The organism is Paraburkholderia sp. SIMBA_030 (assembly GCF_046535245.1).
GTDB lineage: Bacteria > Pseudomonadota > Gammaproteobacteria > Burkholderiales > Burkholderiaceae > Paraburkholderia.
Genome location: NZ_JAWRXB010000001.1, coordinates 197691 through 213468, shown reverse-complemented (window position 1 = coordinate 213468; position 15778 = coordinate 197691). Strand labels below are relative to the sequence as shown.

The 15778-nt window shown below is 60.9% G+C and carries 15 protein-coding genes and 1 pseudogene; 8 read left to right on the top strand and 8 right to left on the bottom strand.

The annotated features are described in order from the left end of the window. From SB772_RS00895 to SB772_RS00870, 6 genes are all read left to right on the top strand, one after another. Positions 1 to 1131 (top strand): hypothetical protein, encoded by a 1131-nt coding sequence (locus SB772_RS00895; protein WP_410831401.1) that lies wholly within the window; start codon positions 1 to 3, stop codon positions 1129 to 1131. Positions 1132 to 1291: 160 nt separating this feature from the next. Then, positions 1292 to 1573, top strand: coding sequence for a hypothetical protein (locus SB772_RS00890; RefSeq protein ID WP_410831810.1), 282 nt, complete (start codon positions 1292 to 1294; stop codon positions 1571 to 1573). A 211-nt stretch (positions 1574 to 1784) separates the two neighbouring features. Continuing rightward, positions 1785 to 2309 (top strand): GlcG/HbpS family heme-binding protein, encoded by a 525-nt coding sequence (locus tag SB772_RS00885; protein ID WP_410831400.1) that lies wholly within the window; start codon positions 1785 to 1787, stop codon positions 2307 to 2309. Positions 2310 to 2348: 39 nt separating this feature from the next. After that, entirely contained in the window at positions 2349 to 3551 is a 1203-nt protein-coding gene (locus tag SB772_RS00880; protein WP_410831399.1) for an acetamidase/formamidase family protein, read from the top strand. A gap of 74 nt (positions 3552 to 3625) precedes the next feature. Next, on the top strand, positions 3626 to 4918 hold the full coding sequence (locus SB772_RS00875) for an MFS transporter (protein ID WP_410831398.1): 1293 nt from the start codon (positions 3626 to 3628) through the stop codon (positions 4916 to 4918). Between the two features lie 147 nt (positions 4919 to 5065). Next, positions 5066 to 6025 (top strand): fumarylacetoacetate hydrolase family protein, encoded by a 960-nt coding sequence (locus SB772_RS00870; RefSeq protein WP_410831397.1) that lies wholly within the window; start codon positions 5066 to 5068, stop codon positions 6023 to 6025. 65 nt (positions 6026 to 6090) lie between these two features. On the opposite strand, the gene SB772_RS00865 is transcribed toward SB772_RS00870, so the two are convergent. Next, positions 6091 to 6957 (bottom strand): helix-turn-helix domain-containing protein, encoded by an 867-nt coding sequence (locus SB772_RS00865; RefSeq protein WP_410831396.1) that lies wholly within the window; start codon positions 6955 to 6957, stop codon positions 6091 to 6093. 294 nt (positions 6958 to 7251) lie between these two features. On the opposite strand from SB772_RS00865, the gene SB772_RS00860 reads away from it, so the two are divergent. After that, positions 7252 to 8046, top strand: a complete 795-nt coding sequence (locus SB772_RS00860) for an alpha/beta fold hydrolase (protein WP_410831395.1) — start codon at positions 7252 to 7254, stop codon at positions 8044 to 8046. Between the two features lie 89 nt (positions 8047 to 8135). Here SB772_RS00860 and SB772_RS00855 read toward each other — a convergent pair whose 3' ends face one another. From SB772_RS00855 to SB772_RS00830, 6 genes are all read right to left on the bottom strand, one after another. Further along, positions 8136 to 8318 carry a hypothetical protein gene (locus SB772_RS00855; protein WP_410831394.1) on the bottom strand — a complete coding sequence of 61 codons (183 nt, stop codon included), beginning with the start codon at positions 8316 to 8318 and terminating at the stop codon, positions 8136 to 8138. A gap of 289 nt (positions 8319 to 8607) precedes the next feature. Further along, positions 8608 to 10872: a molybdopterin cofactor-binding domain-containing protein gene (locus tag SB772_RS00850; protein WP_410831393.1), complete on the bottom strand. Its 2265-nt coding sequence runs from the start codon at positions 10870 to 10872 to the stop codon at positions 8608 to 8610. Continuing rightward, positions 10869 to 11381, bottom strand: coding sequence for a (2Fe-2S)-binding protein (locus tag SB772_RS00845; RefSeq protein WP_410831392.1), 513 nt, complete (start codon positions 11379 to 11381; stop codon positions 10869 to 10871). Before SB772_RS00845 ends, SB772_RS00850 begins: the two co-directional genes overlap by 4 nt. After that, positions 11378 to 12640, bottom strand: a complete 1263-nt coding sequence (locus SB772_RS00840) for a c-type cytochrome (RefSeq protein WP_410831809.1) — start codon at positions 12638 to 12640, stop codon at positions 11378 to 11380. Before SB772_RS00840 ends, SB772_RS00845 begins: the two co-directional genes overlap by 4 nt. Positions 12641 to 12864: 224 nt before the next feature. After that, a complete protein-coding gene (locus tag SB772_RS00835) occupies positions 12865 to 14079 on the bottom strand; it encodes an MFS transporter (protein WP_410831391.1) in 1215 nt (404 codons plus the stop codon). A 38-nt stretch (positions 14080 to 14117) separates the two neighbouring features. Continuing rightward, positions 14118 to 14417, bottom strand: coding sequence for a hypothetical protein (locus SB772_RS00830; RefSeq protein ID WP_410831390.1), 300 nt, complete (start codon positions 14415 to 14417; stop codon positions 14118 to 14120). Here SB772_RS00830 and SB772_RS00825 point away from each other — a divergent pair. Beyond that, complete coding sequence (locus tag SB772_RS00825) at positions 14416 to 15336, top strand: LysR family transcriptional regulator (protein ID WP_410831389.1); 921 nt, start codon at positions 14416 to 14418, stop codon at positions 15334 to 15336. The two genes, SB772_RS00830 and SB772_RS00825, sit on opposite strands and share 2 nt — an antisense overlap. A gap of 93 nt (positions 15337 to 15429) precedes the next feature. On the opposite strand, the pseudogene SB772_RS00820 reads toward SB772_RS00825, so the two are convergent. Continuing rightward, positions 15430 to 15612, bottom strand: a pseudogene (locus SB772_RS00820) (DNA starvation/stationary phase protection protein); the annotation flags it as partial. Positions 15613 to 15778 lie beyond the last annotated feature (166 nt).

Here is a 15778-nt window from a genome sequence, read left to right as displayed (position 1 = left end):
ATGAAACGTACATACCTTGGACTGGCTTTGGCGGGTACTTTGGCAGTCGGCGCTTATACGTGGGCTAGCGACGCGGCTGAGACCGCGCCCAAATGGCTTGCGAATATTCCGGTGACGAGCGCCAAGCCGTTCGGCTTCGATATCAGCGCGTCCGCGGACGGCAAGTACTATCTTGCGGACGGGGCGAACGCCACGCTGGACGTGTTCGACACGAAAACGGCCACGCTGCTCGACCAGATTAAGGCTGACTTCGCCGGCATTGGACCCAGCCATGACAAATCGGGACCGTCGGGGATCACCCCGGTGCCGGGCACGTCGCTGGTGTACGTGGGGGACGTCAACGCGGTCAAGGTGATCGACGTCGCAACCAGAAAGCTGGTTAAGACCATTCCAGTCAGCACATCCGGCATTCGCGCCGACGAGAGCTGTCTGGACCCTGAGCATCATGTTGTGATGTTCTCGAGTGGCGCAGAGGAACCGCCTTTTGCCACCTTCATCAATACGGAGACCCAGGAGGTGATCGGGAAACTCACGTTGAAGGACTCGACCGGTCTTGAAGCGTGCGCGTACGACCCGAAGGGCAAGAACTTCGTATTGAACAACGATGGTACGAAAGCCAATCCGAAAGGCGAGGTCGATGTGATTCCGGTCGCGTCAGTTCTCGAAGGCGAGCCTGCCGTTGCGAACGTATTCGCACTGAAGGGTTGTGAAGGTCCGACCGGCCTCGCAATGGGCCCGGGCAACGACGCACTGATCGGATGCGATCCTGACGAGGGCGGCAAGCAGACCACGGTGATCATCGACCGTACGAACGGCAAAACGGTCGCCGAGTTGCCGTTCGGCGGCGCGGACGAAGTCGTGTACGACCCGGTGTCCAACCGCTATTTCCTGGCTGCCGGCCATCATTCTGCTGACAACGTCTCGCAGGTTGGCAACAAGACGGCGAAGTTCGACCCGGCGCTAGGCATTGTCGACGCCGCTACGCGCAGCATCGTCGCGATTGTTCCGACCACGGCGGGCGCGCACTCGGTGGCGGTGGATGGTGAGTCTCATCGTGTCTTCTTGCCGCACAGCGCGGGCCACTCGGAGCAGTTCGCAGGCGCCGGCGTCGCGGTATTCGCGACCCAGTAAGCGATCCGGTAAACAACCCGGCGGTCGTCCGGCGCGATAGCGTGCGCCGGACGACAAAGCTTCGCGATCCATCTATCTTCAGTCATTCAACTTTCAAAGAGACTCAATCATGGTCCAGTTTCGTGCAGTTTCAGCTGCACTTGTCGCATCGCTTGGCTTGATGCTCATCGAGGCGCCTGTGGCGATGGCTCAACAACCGGCTAGTGGGGAGCAGGCGTCCGCATCCATGAGCGCATCAACGCCAAAGCAGGTCGCCAAAGCTCAGCGTAAGGCCGCGCGCAAGGCCCGGCGGGAGAAGAAGAACGCCGAGTTGAAGGCACTCGAAAAGAACGGCTATCGAGAGTCAGGCAATCAGGATAACTATCCGCAGAACATCATGGACGCCGAACGCAAGGCAGCTGCGTCAAAACAGGCTGCGCCGGCGCCTGCATCGGGTCAATAGCACGCGTGACTTAAAGGGGGGCGCTGGGGGCTACGTCTTCGGCGATACGCGCGATCAAAGTATTCGGACTTGTTGGTAAACGCGCAATCTTTCTGGTTATAGCGACGGGTGCCACCAGGCATAAGCTTTATCTATCGAGCGCTGCTGGAGGTGTCATGAAGAGGAGGTCAGCTTGAGATTCTGTCGTTCAGCGCCGTCAAGAAAGGCCGTATTGGCCGCATTGCTTGGGTCGGCGTTCCTCGCTTTTCTGAGCAACGCATGCGCCGCCGACACCCCCCAGGCGCAACAAACAGCGTCCCCGCTTGCAAGCTATTCGCTGAGTACGCAGCAGGCAACGAAGCTTGTTGAAATCGCTACGGCAACCGCGCAGAGCCGCCATCTCGCGATGAGTTTCGCGGTAGTCGACCCGGGAGGTCACCTCATCATGGCTGTACGCATGGACGGCGCGCCTTTTGTCAGCGTTGACTTCGCGCGCGGTAAGGCCTTTGCCGCCGTTGCGCTCGGTGGTCAATCCGGCGCCACGCTGGAGCAGCGCTTCAAGGACGATCCTTCGGAGTACAGCAATGTTTCGGGTGCCGGGTATTTCGCCCCGTTTCTGCCGGCACGGGGTGTGTTTCCTGTCTTTGCCGATGGGCATCTGTTAGGTGCCGTTGGCGCGAGTGGTGCGCCCTCTGACATCGATGATCAGGTCATCAAGGGTGCAATTGAAGCAATCGGTGCAACGACTGTGCGATGACACGTCGTGTCCTATAGAAACGATATTGGGAAGATTCTAATGAAACGCCAAACAGAACAGTGCGATGCAGTGGGCATAGCAGGCGCCGCGGACGACAGACTTGCCTCGACATGTGACGCCACCGACACTTGCCGCCGATCGATCCTGAAGCTTGGCTTCGGTGCGTTTGCGGCGGGCGCTTTAGGGTTGTCCGGCGCAGCTCGCGCACAAAGCGGCACGTCGCAGGCGGCGGCTGTAGCGGCAGCCTCGCGCGAAGGTCAGACCATCAAACTGGTGCCGTCGCTGGACACGGTCAAGGTCGGGCAGATCGAGCCCGGCGCGCCGACGGCGGTCACGATCAAGTCGGGCGATACCGTCTGGTACGACGGCACGTGGACCAATTGGGGCAATGAGGCAAAGTATGGGATGAACTTCAAGGAACGCGAGCCGATCCGCAAGAAGTACCCCAACGGTCCCTTCTCACTGATTGGGCCCGTTTCGATCGTCGGTGCCGAAGCGGGCGATCTGGTTGAATGCCGTATGTTGAAGATGCGGCCGATCGACTGGGGCTGGAATTCCGCGCCTCCCGGCGTCGGCGCATTGCCGCACGATTTCAAGCCATACCTGCGCTATCTGAAGTTCGACAAGGACAGGACGGCCGCCGCGTATGTACCTGGCGTCAATATTCCGCTGACGCCATTTCAGGCGTATATCGCTACGCAACCAGCCGGCGAGAAACCCATCAGCGCCAATCTGGCCGGCAATTACGGCGGCAATCTGGACTGTGCCGTGCTGGGTGTGGACACGTCGATCTTCCTGCCGGTGCAGGTGAGCGGTGCGCGGGTGTGGACGGGCGGCTCCATGGGGGCGTCCGGTGAGGGTAACGTCGATCAGACCTCGATTGAGACGGCCTTCGAAGAGATGCGCATCCAGTACATTTTGCACAAGGGCGCTGCACTGAATGTGCCGATGGCGGAGACGCCTGAGCATTGGATCGGATTCGGGTTTTCCGACTCCCTCGAGAATTCGCTGGTTGCCTGCCTGCGCCAGATGATCAGCTGGCTGTCCGCGGCCACCGGCATTGCACCGGAAGATTGCTACGGAATCTATAGCGTGGCAGGCAGCTTCCGTGTGACGCAATACGCCAATCAGACTGGAACGGTTTACTCGACCATTCCGCCCAAGGGCATTCATTGCATGCTTCCCAAGCGTATTTTCACCCCCGCGCTGCAGCAGCGCATCGCAGCGTTCACACGGGCCTGAACCCATGGTGGTACGTCATACGGTATGTCAGCGGGGTCGTGTGCCCGTGTGCGAGTTGTAAAGGAGATGATTCAATGAATACGAAAGACCCGCAAGCGTCCATAGAGAACGGTCTCGCGAAGACGCACCGCGCAGGGCCGGTGCTGGCTCTGCTGGTGTGCTTCCTCGTGATCGTTCTGGACGGATTTAACACCACGTCGATCTCCTTTGTCGTGCCAAGGCTCGCGCATGAATGGCACCTGGCGCCAGCGCGCTTCACGACCGTTTTCGTGGCGACGAACATTGGTGCGGCGATCGGTTTCATGGTTTCCGGTCCGCTCGCTCAGCGGTTCGGACATCGCTCCATGGGTGTCGCCAGCGTTGTGCTGTTCGCCGGGAGCACGCTGCTGACGGCGTATGCAAACAATATCGTCAGTCTGTCCGTCATGCGCCTCGCTGCGGCCATTGGTCTGGGCGCAGCGTTGCCGATCGCCATTACGGCGGCGGCCGGCATCATTGGCGCGAAGCATAAGGTGGCGGCATCCCTGCTCGTGACGACCGGCATGTCCGTGGGCGCAGTCACGGGCGGCGTGGCCGGTGGCCCTTTAATGGGTTACTTCGGCTGGCAGTCGATCTTCGTGACCGGCGGTGTCCTTCCCTTCCTGCTTGTTCCCGCGTTTTTTCGCGTCCTCCCGGCGCGCAGTACGGTGATAGCCGATGCCACCGCCGTGCGTGTGTCTAATCCGCTCAAGGCATTGTTCGAAAATGGTCTGGGTGCCTACACGTGCCTGCTGTGGCTGTTTTCATTCCTGATTTTCATGGACGTCTACGCACTGCTGTTCTGGGTGCCGACGCTGCTGGTGGATTTCGGCTTCTCAGTGGACCATGCATCGGTCGGTATGGCGGCCTTCAGTATCGGTGGTCTGAGCGGCAACATTCTGATGACCGCGGCCGTCGCGATGATGACGCTCGCGGGCAGGCTCAGGGTGAAATCGGCTCTCGTTCTGGGATTGTTGCTGGTGATGCTCAGCATTGCCGGCCTTGGTCAGGTGGCGGTGACGCCGGGTATTGTCCTGCTGCTCATCGGCGTGATCGGTGCCGGTCTGGTCAACGGCATCATGGGTCAGACCGCGCTCGCAGTCGCCTTTTATCCGCCGGAGATACGCGCGACCGGGGTCGGCTGGGGGCATGCGATCGGGCGGGTCGGTTCCTTCGTGGGGCCGGCGATTGGAGGGGGCCTGCTGTCGCTCGGTTGGCCGGTGCGCGATATTGTTCTCACCGCCGTCGTGCCCGCCGGTGCTGCGATCCTTGCGCTGGCCGCCCTATCGTTGATCGGTCGTAGAACGGCTCAAAAGTTTCCCGATAGCGCCGCCGCAGTGGAGAACTGAGGCTCGCCACGTCCGCTTGCTGACATGTCGTCGATTGGACCCGCAAATGCCGGCACTTTGCTGGCGCCGGCGACGCGCCTGGCACAGCGCTCCTGCATTCAGACTGCAAATCCAGCTGTTTAATCCAACGCAAAGACATTCTCGATCATGAAGATTATTGCTTATTCCGACAGTGGCCACATCGCACTTGGAATCGTCACCAGCCCGACCCATTTCGTTGCTGTCGCCGACATCGCTCCAGACCTGCCGTCCAGCCTCATTTCAATCCTGGAGCAGGAGGATGGGCTTACGCGCTTGCGGCTAGCGGCAGAAGGGCGGCAAGGCAATCGGGCTCTCGCTGACGTCACGCTCAAGCCCTTTCTTGACTGCCCAAATGCGATGTGGGCATTAGCATTGAACTTTAAGAGCCATATCGCGGAGACGGGACTTCAGACGTCGAAGGAATATCCCCACCTTTTCATACGCACGGCTGCGTCCTATGTCGGTGCCGGCGAGCCAATTCTGGCGCCGTCGGAATCCGTTGCGCGCGCGTTCGACTATGAGGCCGAACTGGGTGTCGTTATCGGCGCGCCTGGCCGTTATATTCCGGTGGAGCAAGCGCTGGAACATGTGGCGGGATACACATGCCTCAACGAAGGATCGGTTCGCGAGTTCCAGATGCACAATCGTCAATTCGGCCTCGGCAAGAATTTCGAGGCATCCGGGTCCTATGGGCCGTGGTTGATGACCCGTGACGAATTTGGCGATCCTGCAAAGCACACCGTGATGACACGCATCAACGGCGTCGTTCGTCAGCGCGCACCTCTCGACGATATGCTGTTGGGCGTCGCGCAGGTGATCAGCTATCTGAGTCAGGGCTATCGCTTGCGGCCCGGCGACCTGATTGCGATGGGAACGCCTGGCGCGTTGAAGCCTCAGCCGGATGATGTGGAGGGCCAGGATCTCTCGCGTCAATACGGTCCGTTTCCGACACCGGGTCTGGTACATATGCGGCCGGGAGACTGGGTCGAGGTCGAAATCGACGGGTTGGGCGTTCTCGGCAATCCGGTAGTTGCCGATGCCTCCATCTATGAGCGTGGTTACGCAACGCAGAAGTCCGCAGCCTGATTCCGCTTATAGCGGATTGCGGCTTTCAGGCGGTGTGGAGTTCATTCTGAACTCCACACCGGCGTCTAGCCCCGCTGATTATCCAGCGTCACTGAATGCCTGCGAAACTCACTGGGCGGCACCCCCATGTGTTGCGCGAAGAAACGTGTGAAGTGGCTGTGCTCTTCGAACCCCAACTCTTCAGCAATTTCGGAGAGCGGTTTATCGCTGGCGCCAAGCAACTGGATCGCATGCGACATGCGAACCCAATCGATGTAGTGCTGCGGTGAAATGCCCATGCATAGTCGGAATTGCTGAAAGAATCTCGACCTGGATAGGCCGACTTGAGCCGCCACCTGGGCGACGGTGGGATTCATCACTGAGGTGTGCTTGATGAAATCCACCGCTTTGCGGATGCGAAAATCGATCGGTCTACCTGACGGGACAATACCGGCGGTCAACGCGGGATCGGCAAAATCCCGGCCGAGCGCGGTCACCAGATCCGCAAGAATAGGCATGCAGTCGTCGTCATGGGCGACAAGGTGGTTGGTGATGACCGCAGCGATACGATCCACATGATGCCGCACGTCCGGCGTGACGACGACTTCGGCTTTCGGGAAAATGCTGGCGGTACCGCGTTCAGCGAGTTTCAATTGCTGTCGCAGCCAAGGTGCTTCGATCACGAGGGAAAGGATCAGGGAAGGCTCATCGTCGCTGCTGTTTTTCGAGTGTTCGATCCATGGATTCAGGCAGATGGCACGCTCGGCCGTAAGCGCACAATCGTCTGCGCCGACGCGGAATTTGCAGTTGCTTCCGCCAAGCTTGAAAAGGAACTGGTATTGGGAGTGGGCGTGAGCGACGAGCGGACGGCTAATGAAGTTCACCGTTGCTCGCCCGAAACTTCCTTGCAAAATCCAGACGGGCTTGTCGCCGTCAATTGGTACTGTCTTCATGCCAAACATTTCTCCTCGTGGAACGAGGCGGTGCATTGCGCTTTGCCGGGTTCAATGAATACAAAAAACGTTTCGATAAGCTGCGCGGGTCTGCGGCAAGGCCGTCGATCGACAGCGCACATAGACGACACTAAATCAAAAGTGAGGAGTGCAGTCAATGGGTAGAAACGCGTTGTGGCACGCATGGAGATTGGGAAAAAGTCAGGACTATTTGACAAGCAATCGGCGCTTTCGATCAGGTGTTAAAACGAAGGTTAGATTATATTGAATCCACCGTGTTATCCGAAAGTAGGAATGGGCATGCCGTTTTTTGAACGAGAAGGGATACGCTTCGCATACGATGAGTTCGGCCCTTCCGGAGCACCTGTCGTTGTCTTCAGTCATGGTTTCCTGATGGACGGCGATATGTTCCAGCCGAACATTGCGGAACTTCGGAAGGCGTTCCGTTGCGTGGTCTGGGATCAGCGAGGTTTTGGCGCAACCGGAGCCACAACGCGAGCGTTCAGCTACTGGGACTCCGCGCAGGATCTCATCGCCTTGCTCGATCATCTGGAGGTTGCTTCGGCGTCGCTTGTCGGCATGTCCCAAGGAGGATTTCTGTCGATGCGCGCGGCGTTGCTGGAGCCGGATCGCTTTCGGGCGATCGCCCTGATATCGACAAGAAGCGATCTCGACTCCGAGGCGGTCCGCCAGTCTTTCGAAGAGCTGAAAGCGGAATGGGCGCGCAACGGCGCGAAAAATGTCGCGCAGAATCTGTCGGCGTTTCTGTTCGGTCCCGAGTACGCGGCATCGGCATGGATCCAGAAATGGCTGAACGCAGGTGCAGATCACTTCGAACATCCGGTCAATGCCCTTGTCTCGAGAGACGACATCACGCCGCGCCTCGCCGAGATTACGCATACATCGATCGTATTTCATGGGCGCGACGACGCCGCCATCAGCCCTGGCTGTGCGGAGGCGCTCGCCGCCCGCTTGCCGAACTGCAAAGATCTTATTCTGGTCGACCGGGCGGGGCACACACCGAATTTGACGCACGCGGAAATTGTGAATCCGCCGTTACGAGATTTCTTGCTTCGCTATGCTCGCTAGGGCGAGCCACGCATCCGGAAACACCACGACCCTATAGCCTGTGCAGCCATGCTGAAAGTCTTGGACGGGCTAGTGCGAAGCCGTCGATCTTACTTGCTGTCTTGTGGCGGCGGAGCCGGGGTATTTTGATCCGTGCCACCTTGGTCCGCATGCGCAGGCTGATAGCGGGTGTGTTCGTGGTCGTGATTCACATGCATATGCTCGCTGGCAAAAGCCGGCGTAACAAGGGCAGTGCTTAAAGCCATGGCCGTGAAAAACGCAGTGACTTTCATGATGATCCTCTCCGCCTGAGTTGCAGAGCGTCGGTTTAACGCCTTATCTATTCTATTCATCGCGAGGACCAGCGGAAACCCTTGCGTGGCCCGATCCAGATGATCGCATTCGAATCATTCGTTTTATGGACAACAAGTTGACCATCTCATCGATATCGGCGAGGGCTTCGCACGGCTACAGGAAGTCGCCCGGACGATCGAACGCGCCAGCGGCAAAGCGAGTATCGGTGCTTTCGATCTGCACGATTACGACGCGCTGCACGTTTTCGTCGCTGAGGCGGCGGATTCCCTATACGTTGATCTGACGGCGCAGGCTATCGCCACCCAGTGGCATGTCGCGCAAGCGCTTTCCGGTCGCATCGAACAACGCGTTGCCGAGCGCGCCGGCGGTCGGGCCCATCGAGGCTTCGGCCGCCCCGAGAAACGGTGCACCCGGCCGGTTGATCAGATGCACGTTCAAACTGCGCGGCACGGCGGAGTATCGCAGGATCGGGTAGCTGCTCCAGTCGAAGCTGCGGATTCTCGATGTGTCGAACTGCAATTGTTCATAGAGTGTCCAACTGGTGGATTGAATCAGGCCGCCCTCGATCTGATTGCGGATGCCGTCGGGGTTGACAATCTGACCCGCGTCCACCGCCACTTCGGCGTGTTCGAGAATCACCTGGCCCGTTTCGCGCACCACGGATATCTCCACGGCTATCGCCACATACGACATCAGGTTCTTGTACTTGCCGAACGCAAAACCGACGCCGTGATTCGGCTTGCGCGGCGCGCGCGGCCAGCCGAATTTCTCGGCCGCGAGCCGGATTACGTCGCGGGCGCGCGGATCCTGCATATGCTTGAGCCGGAACGCGACGGGGTCGGCGCCGGCCGCGGCGCTCAACTCGTCCATGAACGTCTCGATCGTGAAGACGTTCATGTGCGCGCCGAGTGAGCGCATCGCCGACGTTTGCAAAGGCATGGTCGGCGAAAAGTTGTTCATCACGTGCATGTTGGGGAATGCATACAGCGGAATCGCGTTGCGGTCGCCGCCGCCCTCGGGCTGCACCATTGGCACCGACGGCGCCGGCACGAACGGTTTCTCCAGCATTTGCGCGGGAAGGAGCCGGCCGGCGTTCACGATCCGCTCGTTGTGCGAGCTACTCCACAGCGCGTAATCCCAGTTGACGATGCTGCCGCTCGCGTCGAGCGATGCGCTCACTTCGGTGACCATTGCGGGTGTGAAGTGATCCCAGGTATGTTCCTGTTCGCGCATCCATTGCACGCGAACCGGCTGGCCCGGCATCTCGCGAGCGATCAAGGCGGTGTGCGACGCCACGTCCTCCGCGCCGTTGTGCCCGTAGCAGCCTGATCCCTCGACGTGAACGCAGCGCACATTTTCTTTCGGCAGCGACAGCATTTCCGCGAGCGCATCGCGCAGCGGATAGACACCTTGCGAGTGCGTCCAGACCGTCATGGTGCCGTCCTTGAACTGCGCGACCGAGCAGGACGGGCCGATCGAACCGTGCAGCATGTAGTGCTTGGTGTACTTCGCGCTCAGCGTTTTGACGGGCATGCCGGTCGCATTGTGCGTGTTCGCAATCTCGATGTGTTGCGTGGAAATCGTTTTCAGATCGCGGTGTACGGTGGCCGGGTCGGGCAACGCGCGTCCGGCGCTCCACTGACTTCCCGCGGCCAGCGCGCGTTGCGCCTGCACCGCCTGCCATTCGCCTTTGGCGACCACCGCCAGCATGCTGCCGTCCCTGATGACCTTGACGACGCCCGGCATCTTCAGAATGTCGGGCGTATTGGTCTGCAGCAGCTTCGCAGCATAGACCGGCGGCAGCACCACCCGGGCATGCAGCATGCCGGGCATCGACATATCCTGCACATAGCTCGCGCCGCCCGTCACCTTGCCCGGGATGTCCAGGCGCGGCAATGATGTGCCGATCGTCACGAACGTCGCGGGATCTTTCAACGGCGACACCGGCGTGGCCATGCGATGGAGATCCACCGCGCCGACCGCCTGACCGTAAGTCATCGTGCGGCCGTCGGGCGTCTTGATGAGCGCGTCCTGAACTTTCAGCACGCTGCTCTCGACGCCGAAGTGTTTTGCCGCCGCGTCGACGAGCAGGCCGCGCACCTGGGCGGACGCGTTCAGCAACGCGCTGCCGCTGTCGACGATCGTGTGGCTGCCTGCCGTCAGCCCTTCGTCCGGCGAGGCGCCCGTATCGGCGGTCAGGAACGTGATCAGCGAGGGCGCCATGTCCAGCTCTTCGGCGGCGATCTGCAGCAGCGCAGTGCGCACGCCGGTGCCCAATTCCACCTTGCCGGTGTAGACGGTCACCTTGCCTGCGGGATCGATCTTGATCCATGCATCGAGAAACGGATTGGTCTTCAGGCTGCCCGCGAGCGTCTCGGTCGCTTTGGCGACGTGCACGGCAGCGCCTTCGTCAGCGATCACCTCCTGGGCCATTGCCTTGACGCCGGGGAACAGGCTGAAGCTCACCACCAGCGCGCCGGACATCATGAAGCGGCGGCGTCCCTCGTTGATATCGTCTTCTTTGACGCTCATTGCGTGCCTCCGTGGGTCGCCGCGCCTTGCGGCGGGGTGGACGTAGCGTCTGGTGCAGGCAGGTGCGCGACTTCGCGGATCGCGGCGAGGATGCGCATATGGGTGCCGCAGCGGCAAAGATTCGGCTCCATGTGCTCGCGCAGCTCACTTTCTGTCGGCCGCGGATTGCGCTCGAGCAGCGCCTGGGCGCGCATGATCATGCCGGCGATGCAATAACCGCACTGCGCGGCCTGATGCTCGATGAACGACTTCTGCAGCGGGCCGGGATGCTCGGCGGTGCCGAGACTCTCGATCGTGCGCACGGGGCGGTTGCCGATCGACGACACGGGAATCAGGCAGGAAAAGGCAGCCTTGTTGCCCACGATCACCGTGCACGCGCCGCATTGTCCAAGCCCGCAGCCGAACTTCGCGCCGTGCAGATGCAGGTCGTTGCGCAGTGCATAGAGCAGGGGCGTCGACGGATCGATATCCAGCGCGTGCTGCACGCCATTGACGGTAAGGTTGATCATCGCGCGTCGTTCTCCTTTCTGACCTTGGCCACCGTTTCCTCGACGTCCTTCCACTCGCCGCGCTGCGAATAGGTCGCGCGGATGTAGGACACCAGGTCGGCGATCTGCTGGTCACTATAGATTTCGCCGAAGGCCGGCATGTAGTTCATGCTGTCCTCGCCGTGCCAGCCGTTGCCGCTGAGAATCATCTGGGCGGCATTGCGTGGTGTTGTTGCGTTGACGGCGGTGCTGAACGCGAGCGTGGGGCGCTCGCCGATCGATTGCATCGGCGCGGCGGGGCCGTGACACTGCGCACACGACGCGCCGAACAGGATCGCGCCGCGTTGTGCCGCAGGCGACGCATCGGCGTGATCCGCGCTTGCGGCCGCGGCATTCAAAACGGCTGGTCGCGGTTTCTGAATCGACAGGATGTAGGTGGCGATCGCCTGCACGTCCTCTTCAGGCACCGTGGCGAGGTCGCGCGTGACGGGCAGCATCGGGCCGGCTGCGGCGCCATGTTCACTGGCGCGGCCGCTGCGCAGATACGTGACGAGCTGTTCCTGGCTCCACGGCTTCGGCGCCGCGCCGAGCGCATTCAACGGCGGGGCTTCCCAACCGTCGACGATGCCGCCGTCGAATGCACGTCCCGTCTTTTCACCGCCAATTGCATTGAGCGGCGAATGACACGAGGCGCAGTGACCGAGGCCATCCACCAGCAGTTTTCCGCGATTCCACCCGGCATCTTGCGAGGCATCTGCGGCCCGCTCTCCGGGGTGCAGGAACAGGATGTTCCAGAAGGCCAGCAAAGGCCGGAAGTTCAACGGAAAGATCAGGTCGTTGGCAGGCGCGGTCGCATTGACCGGCTCGCGCGTCATCAGATACGCGTAGGCAGCCGAAATGTCGCCATCGGACATGCGCGTGAAGTGAATGTAGGGAAACGCGGGATAGAGCAGATGACCATCGCGGGAGACGCCGTGGCGCACCGCGCGCGTGAAGGCCTCAAGCGACCAGCTGCCGATGCCGGTTTCGACATCGGGCGTGAGGTTGGTCGCGTAAATGGTGCCGAACGGCGTGGCGAGCGGCAGGCCTCCCGCGAACGGTTTGCCGCCCTTCGCGGTGTGGCACACGATGCAGTCGCCGAGCGCCACGACGCGCGCGCCGGCGAGCTTTGTCTGCGCGTCGAACGACGCCGCTGCCGGAGGACTAATCGGTGCGATGGCGGGCCTCCACATCAGCAATGCGGCGACGATCACTGCGGCCACGATGACCACACCGCCCATCGCCAGCAATCTAGACTTACGAGTCATTCATGCACCTGTTCAAGAAATTCTGAATCAAGGAATACGCGTGCGTCACCCCGTGCGTCATTCAGAGATGACTATGTCGATCAGCGTATCGCCAACATGACGGAATTTCCTGAAGCTACGCTGAAATCTTGTTAACCGAACGGCGCGCGGGCAACGCGCGGAAGGCGCGCCGTCCGGGTGTCCGGGCGAAACTGCAGTCACGCGATGCTGGCTGCGTGCGGGCGGCCGATCGCGAGATAGTGCGCCAGGGCAATGAGCGGGAAGGCCGTGGCGGCGCCGGCGACCAGCGGCCAGCCTCCGTGTTCATAGAGCGGGCTGGCAAGCGCCGAACCAAAAGCACCGCCGACGAAGATGCTGGTCATATACAGCGCGTTCAGGCGGTTTCTGCTCGCCGCATGCAACGCGTAGATTTCGCGTTGGCCGAGCACCATGTTCATCTGCACGGCAAAGTCGAGAACGATGCCGGTTACGACGAGCCCGAACACGCCCCACGCCGGATGGATCAACGCCGGCATGTAGGCGAGGGCGCCCACCACGAGCGCAATCAGCGTTGCGCGCACTGTGTGACCCGCATCGGCCAGATGTCCGGCCACCGGCGCCGAGGTTGCGCCGATCGCACCGACCAGCGCGAAGATGGCGATGGCGGTTTGCGAGAGTCCGTAATGTCGCGTCAACTCCACCGGGATCGCGGTCCAGAAGAGACTGAACGAAGCGAACATCAGCCCCTGATAGAACGAGCGGTGACGCAGAACCGGCATGGTGCGGACCAGTTGGCCGAGCGAGCCGATCAGTTCGAAGTAGGTTGCCTTGTGCTCCGGTTGACGCGGCGCAATAGTCAGCGCCAGCACGGTGGTGACGATCGCCATCAGCACCGCGGCGGAACCGAACACCGCGCGCCAGCCGAAGTGCCCGGCCACCAGGCTGGAGATCGGACGCGACAGCAGAATGCCGAGCAGCAGGCCGCTCATGATGGTGCCGACCACCTTGCCGCGCGACTCGTCCGGCGCGAGATGCGCGGCGAGCGGGATCAGAATCTGCACGGCCACGGAGCTGAATCCCACCAGCAACGAGATCGCGAGGAACCAGCCGGGTTGATGAGCGAAAGCCGCGGCGCCGAGGCTCACGATCGAGACCAGCGCGGTGGTGATCATCAGCTTGCGGTTCTCCAGCAGGTCGCCGAGCGGCACCAGAAAGAACAGGCCGAATGCGTAGCCGATCTGCGTGAGTGAAACGATCATGCTGGCGGTATTGCCGGACATGTGAATGTCCGGTGCGATCAGCTCGGTGATCGGTTGCGCGTAGTACAGGTTCGCGACGATAGCGCCGCAACAGAACGCGAACAACGCGATCAGACTGCGCGTCATTTTGACGTGGCCTGTGCCGCCCGCCATGGTGGATGCCTGGGTTGACATGACAACTCCTTAAAGTAAAAAAACGGAAAATGCGGACGTTAGCGGGCGATGTTCATCACCCGGTTGCCGAGCAATATTGCCCGGCCGAACACCATCTTCGGCGAGCGCAGATCGACGATCGGCTGCATGAACGGATCATCGGTGGCATCGGCGAGTGCGCGGAAGGTCGGCGTGCGCAGCACTTTGCCGTAGTTGACCTCGAGCTGAATGGCTTGCATGTTGCACCCCTCACCAAGTAATGGATGCAGCTTAGGCGTTGCATTGAATTTGTAGAATTGGTCTAGAATGCAACACGGTGTTGCGCTCCGCGCAACCAAAACGTCGATGAGGCCGACCATGGACAAATTCCTCGCCCTGAATACGTTGCTGGAGGTGGCTGACGCCGGTGGTTTTTCAAAGGCCGCTCAACGCCTCGGGGTGGCCACCTCGTCGGTTACTCGTCTGATGGATTCGCTGGAGACCTCCTTGGGTACCGCATTGCTGACCCGCACGCCGAGAAAGGTCAGCCTCACGGACGCCGGCATTGCGTACGTCGAGCAAATCGGCAAGGTGCTCGACGATCTGGCCGAAGCGGACGAGAGCGTCTTCGACAGTGGCGCGTCGCCGGTCGGCTCGCTCAGAATTTCGGTATCGTCAACCTACAGCCGCTTGCGGCTCGCGCCGCACCTTGCGGCCTTTCTTTCCGCCAATCCGCGCGTGGTCCTCGACGTCGTCGTGGCCGATCACTTTGCCGATCTCGCGCTCGACCGGATCGACGTCGCGATCCGGATCGGCATGCCCGATCGTGACGCCAATCTGATCGTCAGAAAGCTGGCGAACAATTCGCGCTACATCGTGGCAAGCCACGACTACCTTGAACGCAGCGGCACGCCTCTAACACCGCAAGCGCTCGAATCCCACGAGTGTCTTCGTGTCGCGTACGGCGGCGGCTACCGCGCTCGCCAGGTCTGGACTTTCTGCCGGGACGGCGTCGAGCAGCGCGTCGAGGTGCGCGGTCATCTGTCGTCCAATAGTCTCGACATCCTGCTTGAGGCCGTGATGGCGGGACACGGCATCGCCTTGTTGCCCGAATGGCTGGTCGGTGCCGAGATTCGCGCGGGACGCCTGATGCGTCTCCTCGAGAATTTCGATGCGAGCCCTCATCAAGGCGATGCGGTGGTCTATGCCGCCTATCTGCCCAATCGCCGTCACTCCAGCAAAGTGCGTTCGCTTGTTCAGTTTCTCGAAGCACGGCTCCACACCTCACCCGAAGGCTGAACGGCGGCGCGCCCTCGTCTGGTAAGCGTTGCCGTCTCAAGCGGGCGCTACGCCGTTGCGCCGGCTTTACGCATGGCGCCCGGATTCGAACAGGTCGCGGAAGTACGGCCCTGACATATGCCAATGGAAGTTCTTCGTCTTCAGGTACAGCGCAAACACGTCCGCGAGCAACGTTGTTAACGCGCCGGCAATGTCGCGGGTCGCCTCTTCAGTCAGGCGAGTCGGTGTCTTCAACGGCGACGTGCGATGCGCTGTTGCCTTAAGTGCTTCTTTCATGGCGGGTCCTTTTGACTGCGTCGATAGGTACAGCTTGCGTTCGAGACTACGACTGATTGAAGTGTAGGAAGACCGCGCACATAAAGTCCTGCAGAAAATGTGAAATGTTCTGAGACGCGACGGCGTGGTCTGATGCCGGGATGCGCCAGACTCTTCCAATCGAATA

Bases quoted from the DNA above. Each gene is read 5' to 3' on its own strand.
- SB772_RS00895 (WP_410831401.1), top strand. From the start codon at position 1: ATGAAACGTACATACCTTGGACTGGCTTTGGCGGGTACTTTGGCAGTC.
- SB772_RS00890 (WP_410831810.1), top strand. From the start codon at position 1,292: ATGCTCATCGAGGCGCCTGTGGCGATGGCTCAACAACCGGCTAGTGGG.
- SB772_RS00880 (WP_410831399.1), top strand. From the start codon at position 2,349: ATGAAACGCCAAACAGAACAGTGCGATGCAGTGGGCATAGCAGGCGCC.
- SB772_RS00875 (WP_410831398.1), top strand. From the start codon at position 3,626: ATGAATACGAAAGACCCGCAAGCGTCCATAGAGAACGGTCTCGCGAAG.
- SB772_RS00870 (WP_410831397.1), top strand. From the start codon at position 5,066: ATGAAGATTATTGCTTATTCCGACAGTGGCCACATCGCACTTGGAATC.
- SB772_RS00865 (WP_410831396.1), bottom strand. From the start codon at position 6,957: ATGAAGACAGTACCAATTGACGGCGACAAGCCCGTCTGGATTTTGCAA.
- SB772_RS00860 (WP_410831395.1), top strand. From the start codon at position 7,252: ATGGGCATGCCGTTTTTTGAACGAGAAGGGATACGCTTCGCATACGAT.
- SB772_RS00855 (WP_410831394.1), bottom strand. From the start codon at position 8,318: ATGAAAGTCACTGCGTTTTTCACGGCCATGGCTTTAAGCACTGCCCTT.
- SB772_RS00850 (WP_410831393.1), bottom strand. From the start codon at position 10,872: ATGAGCGTCAAAGAAGACGATATCAACGAGGGACGCCGCCGCTTCATG.
- SB772_RS00845 (WP_410831392.1), bottom strand. From the start codon at position 11,381: ATGATCAACCTTACCGTCAATGGCGTGCAGCACGCGCTGGATATCGAT.
- SB772_RS00840 (WP_410831809.1), bottom strand. From the start codon at position 12,640: ATGGGCGGTGTGGTCATCGTGGCCGCAGTGATCGTCGCCGCATTGCTG.
- SB772_RS00835 (WP_410831391.1), bottom strand. From the start codon at position 14,079: ATGTCAACCCAGGCATCCACCATGGCGGGCGGCACAGGCCACGTCAAA.
- SB772_RS00825 (WP_410831389.1), top strand. From the start codon at position 14,416: ATGGACAAATTCCTCGCCCTGAATACGTTGCTGGAGGTGGCTGACGCC.
- SB772_RS00830 (WP_410831390.1), bottom strand. From the start codon at position 14,417: ATGGTCGGCCTCATCGACGTTTTGGTTGCGCGGAGCGCAACACCGTGT.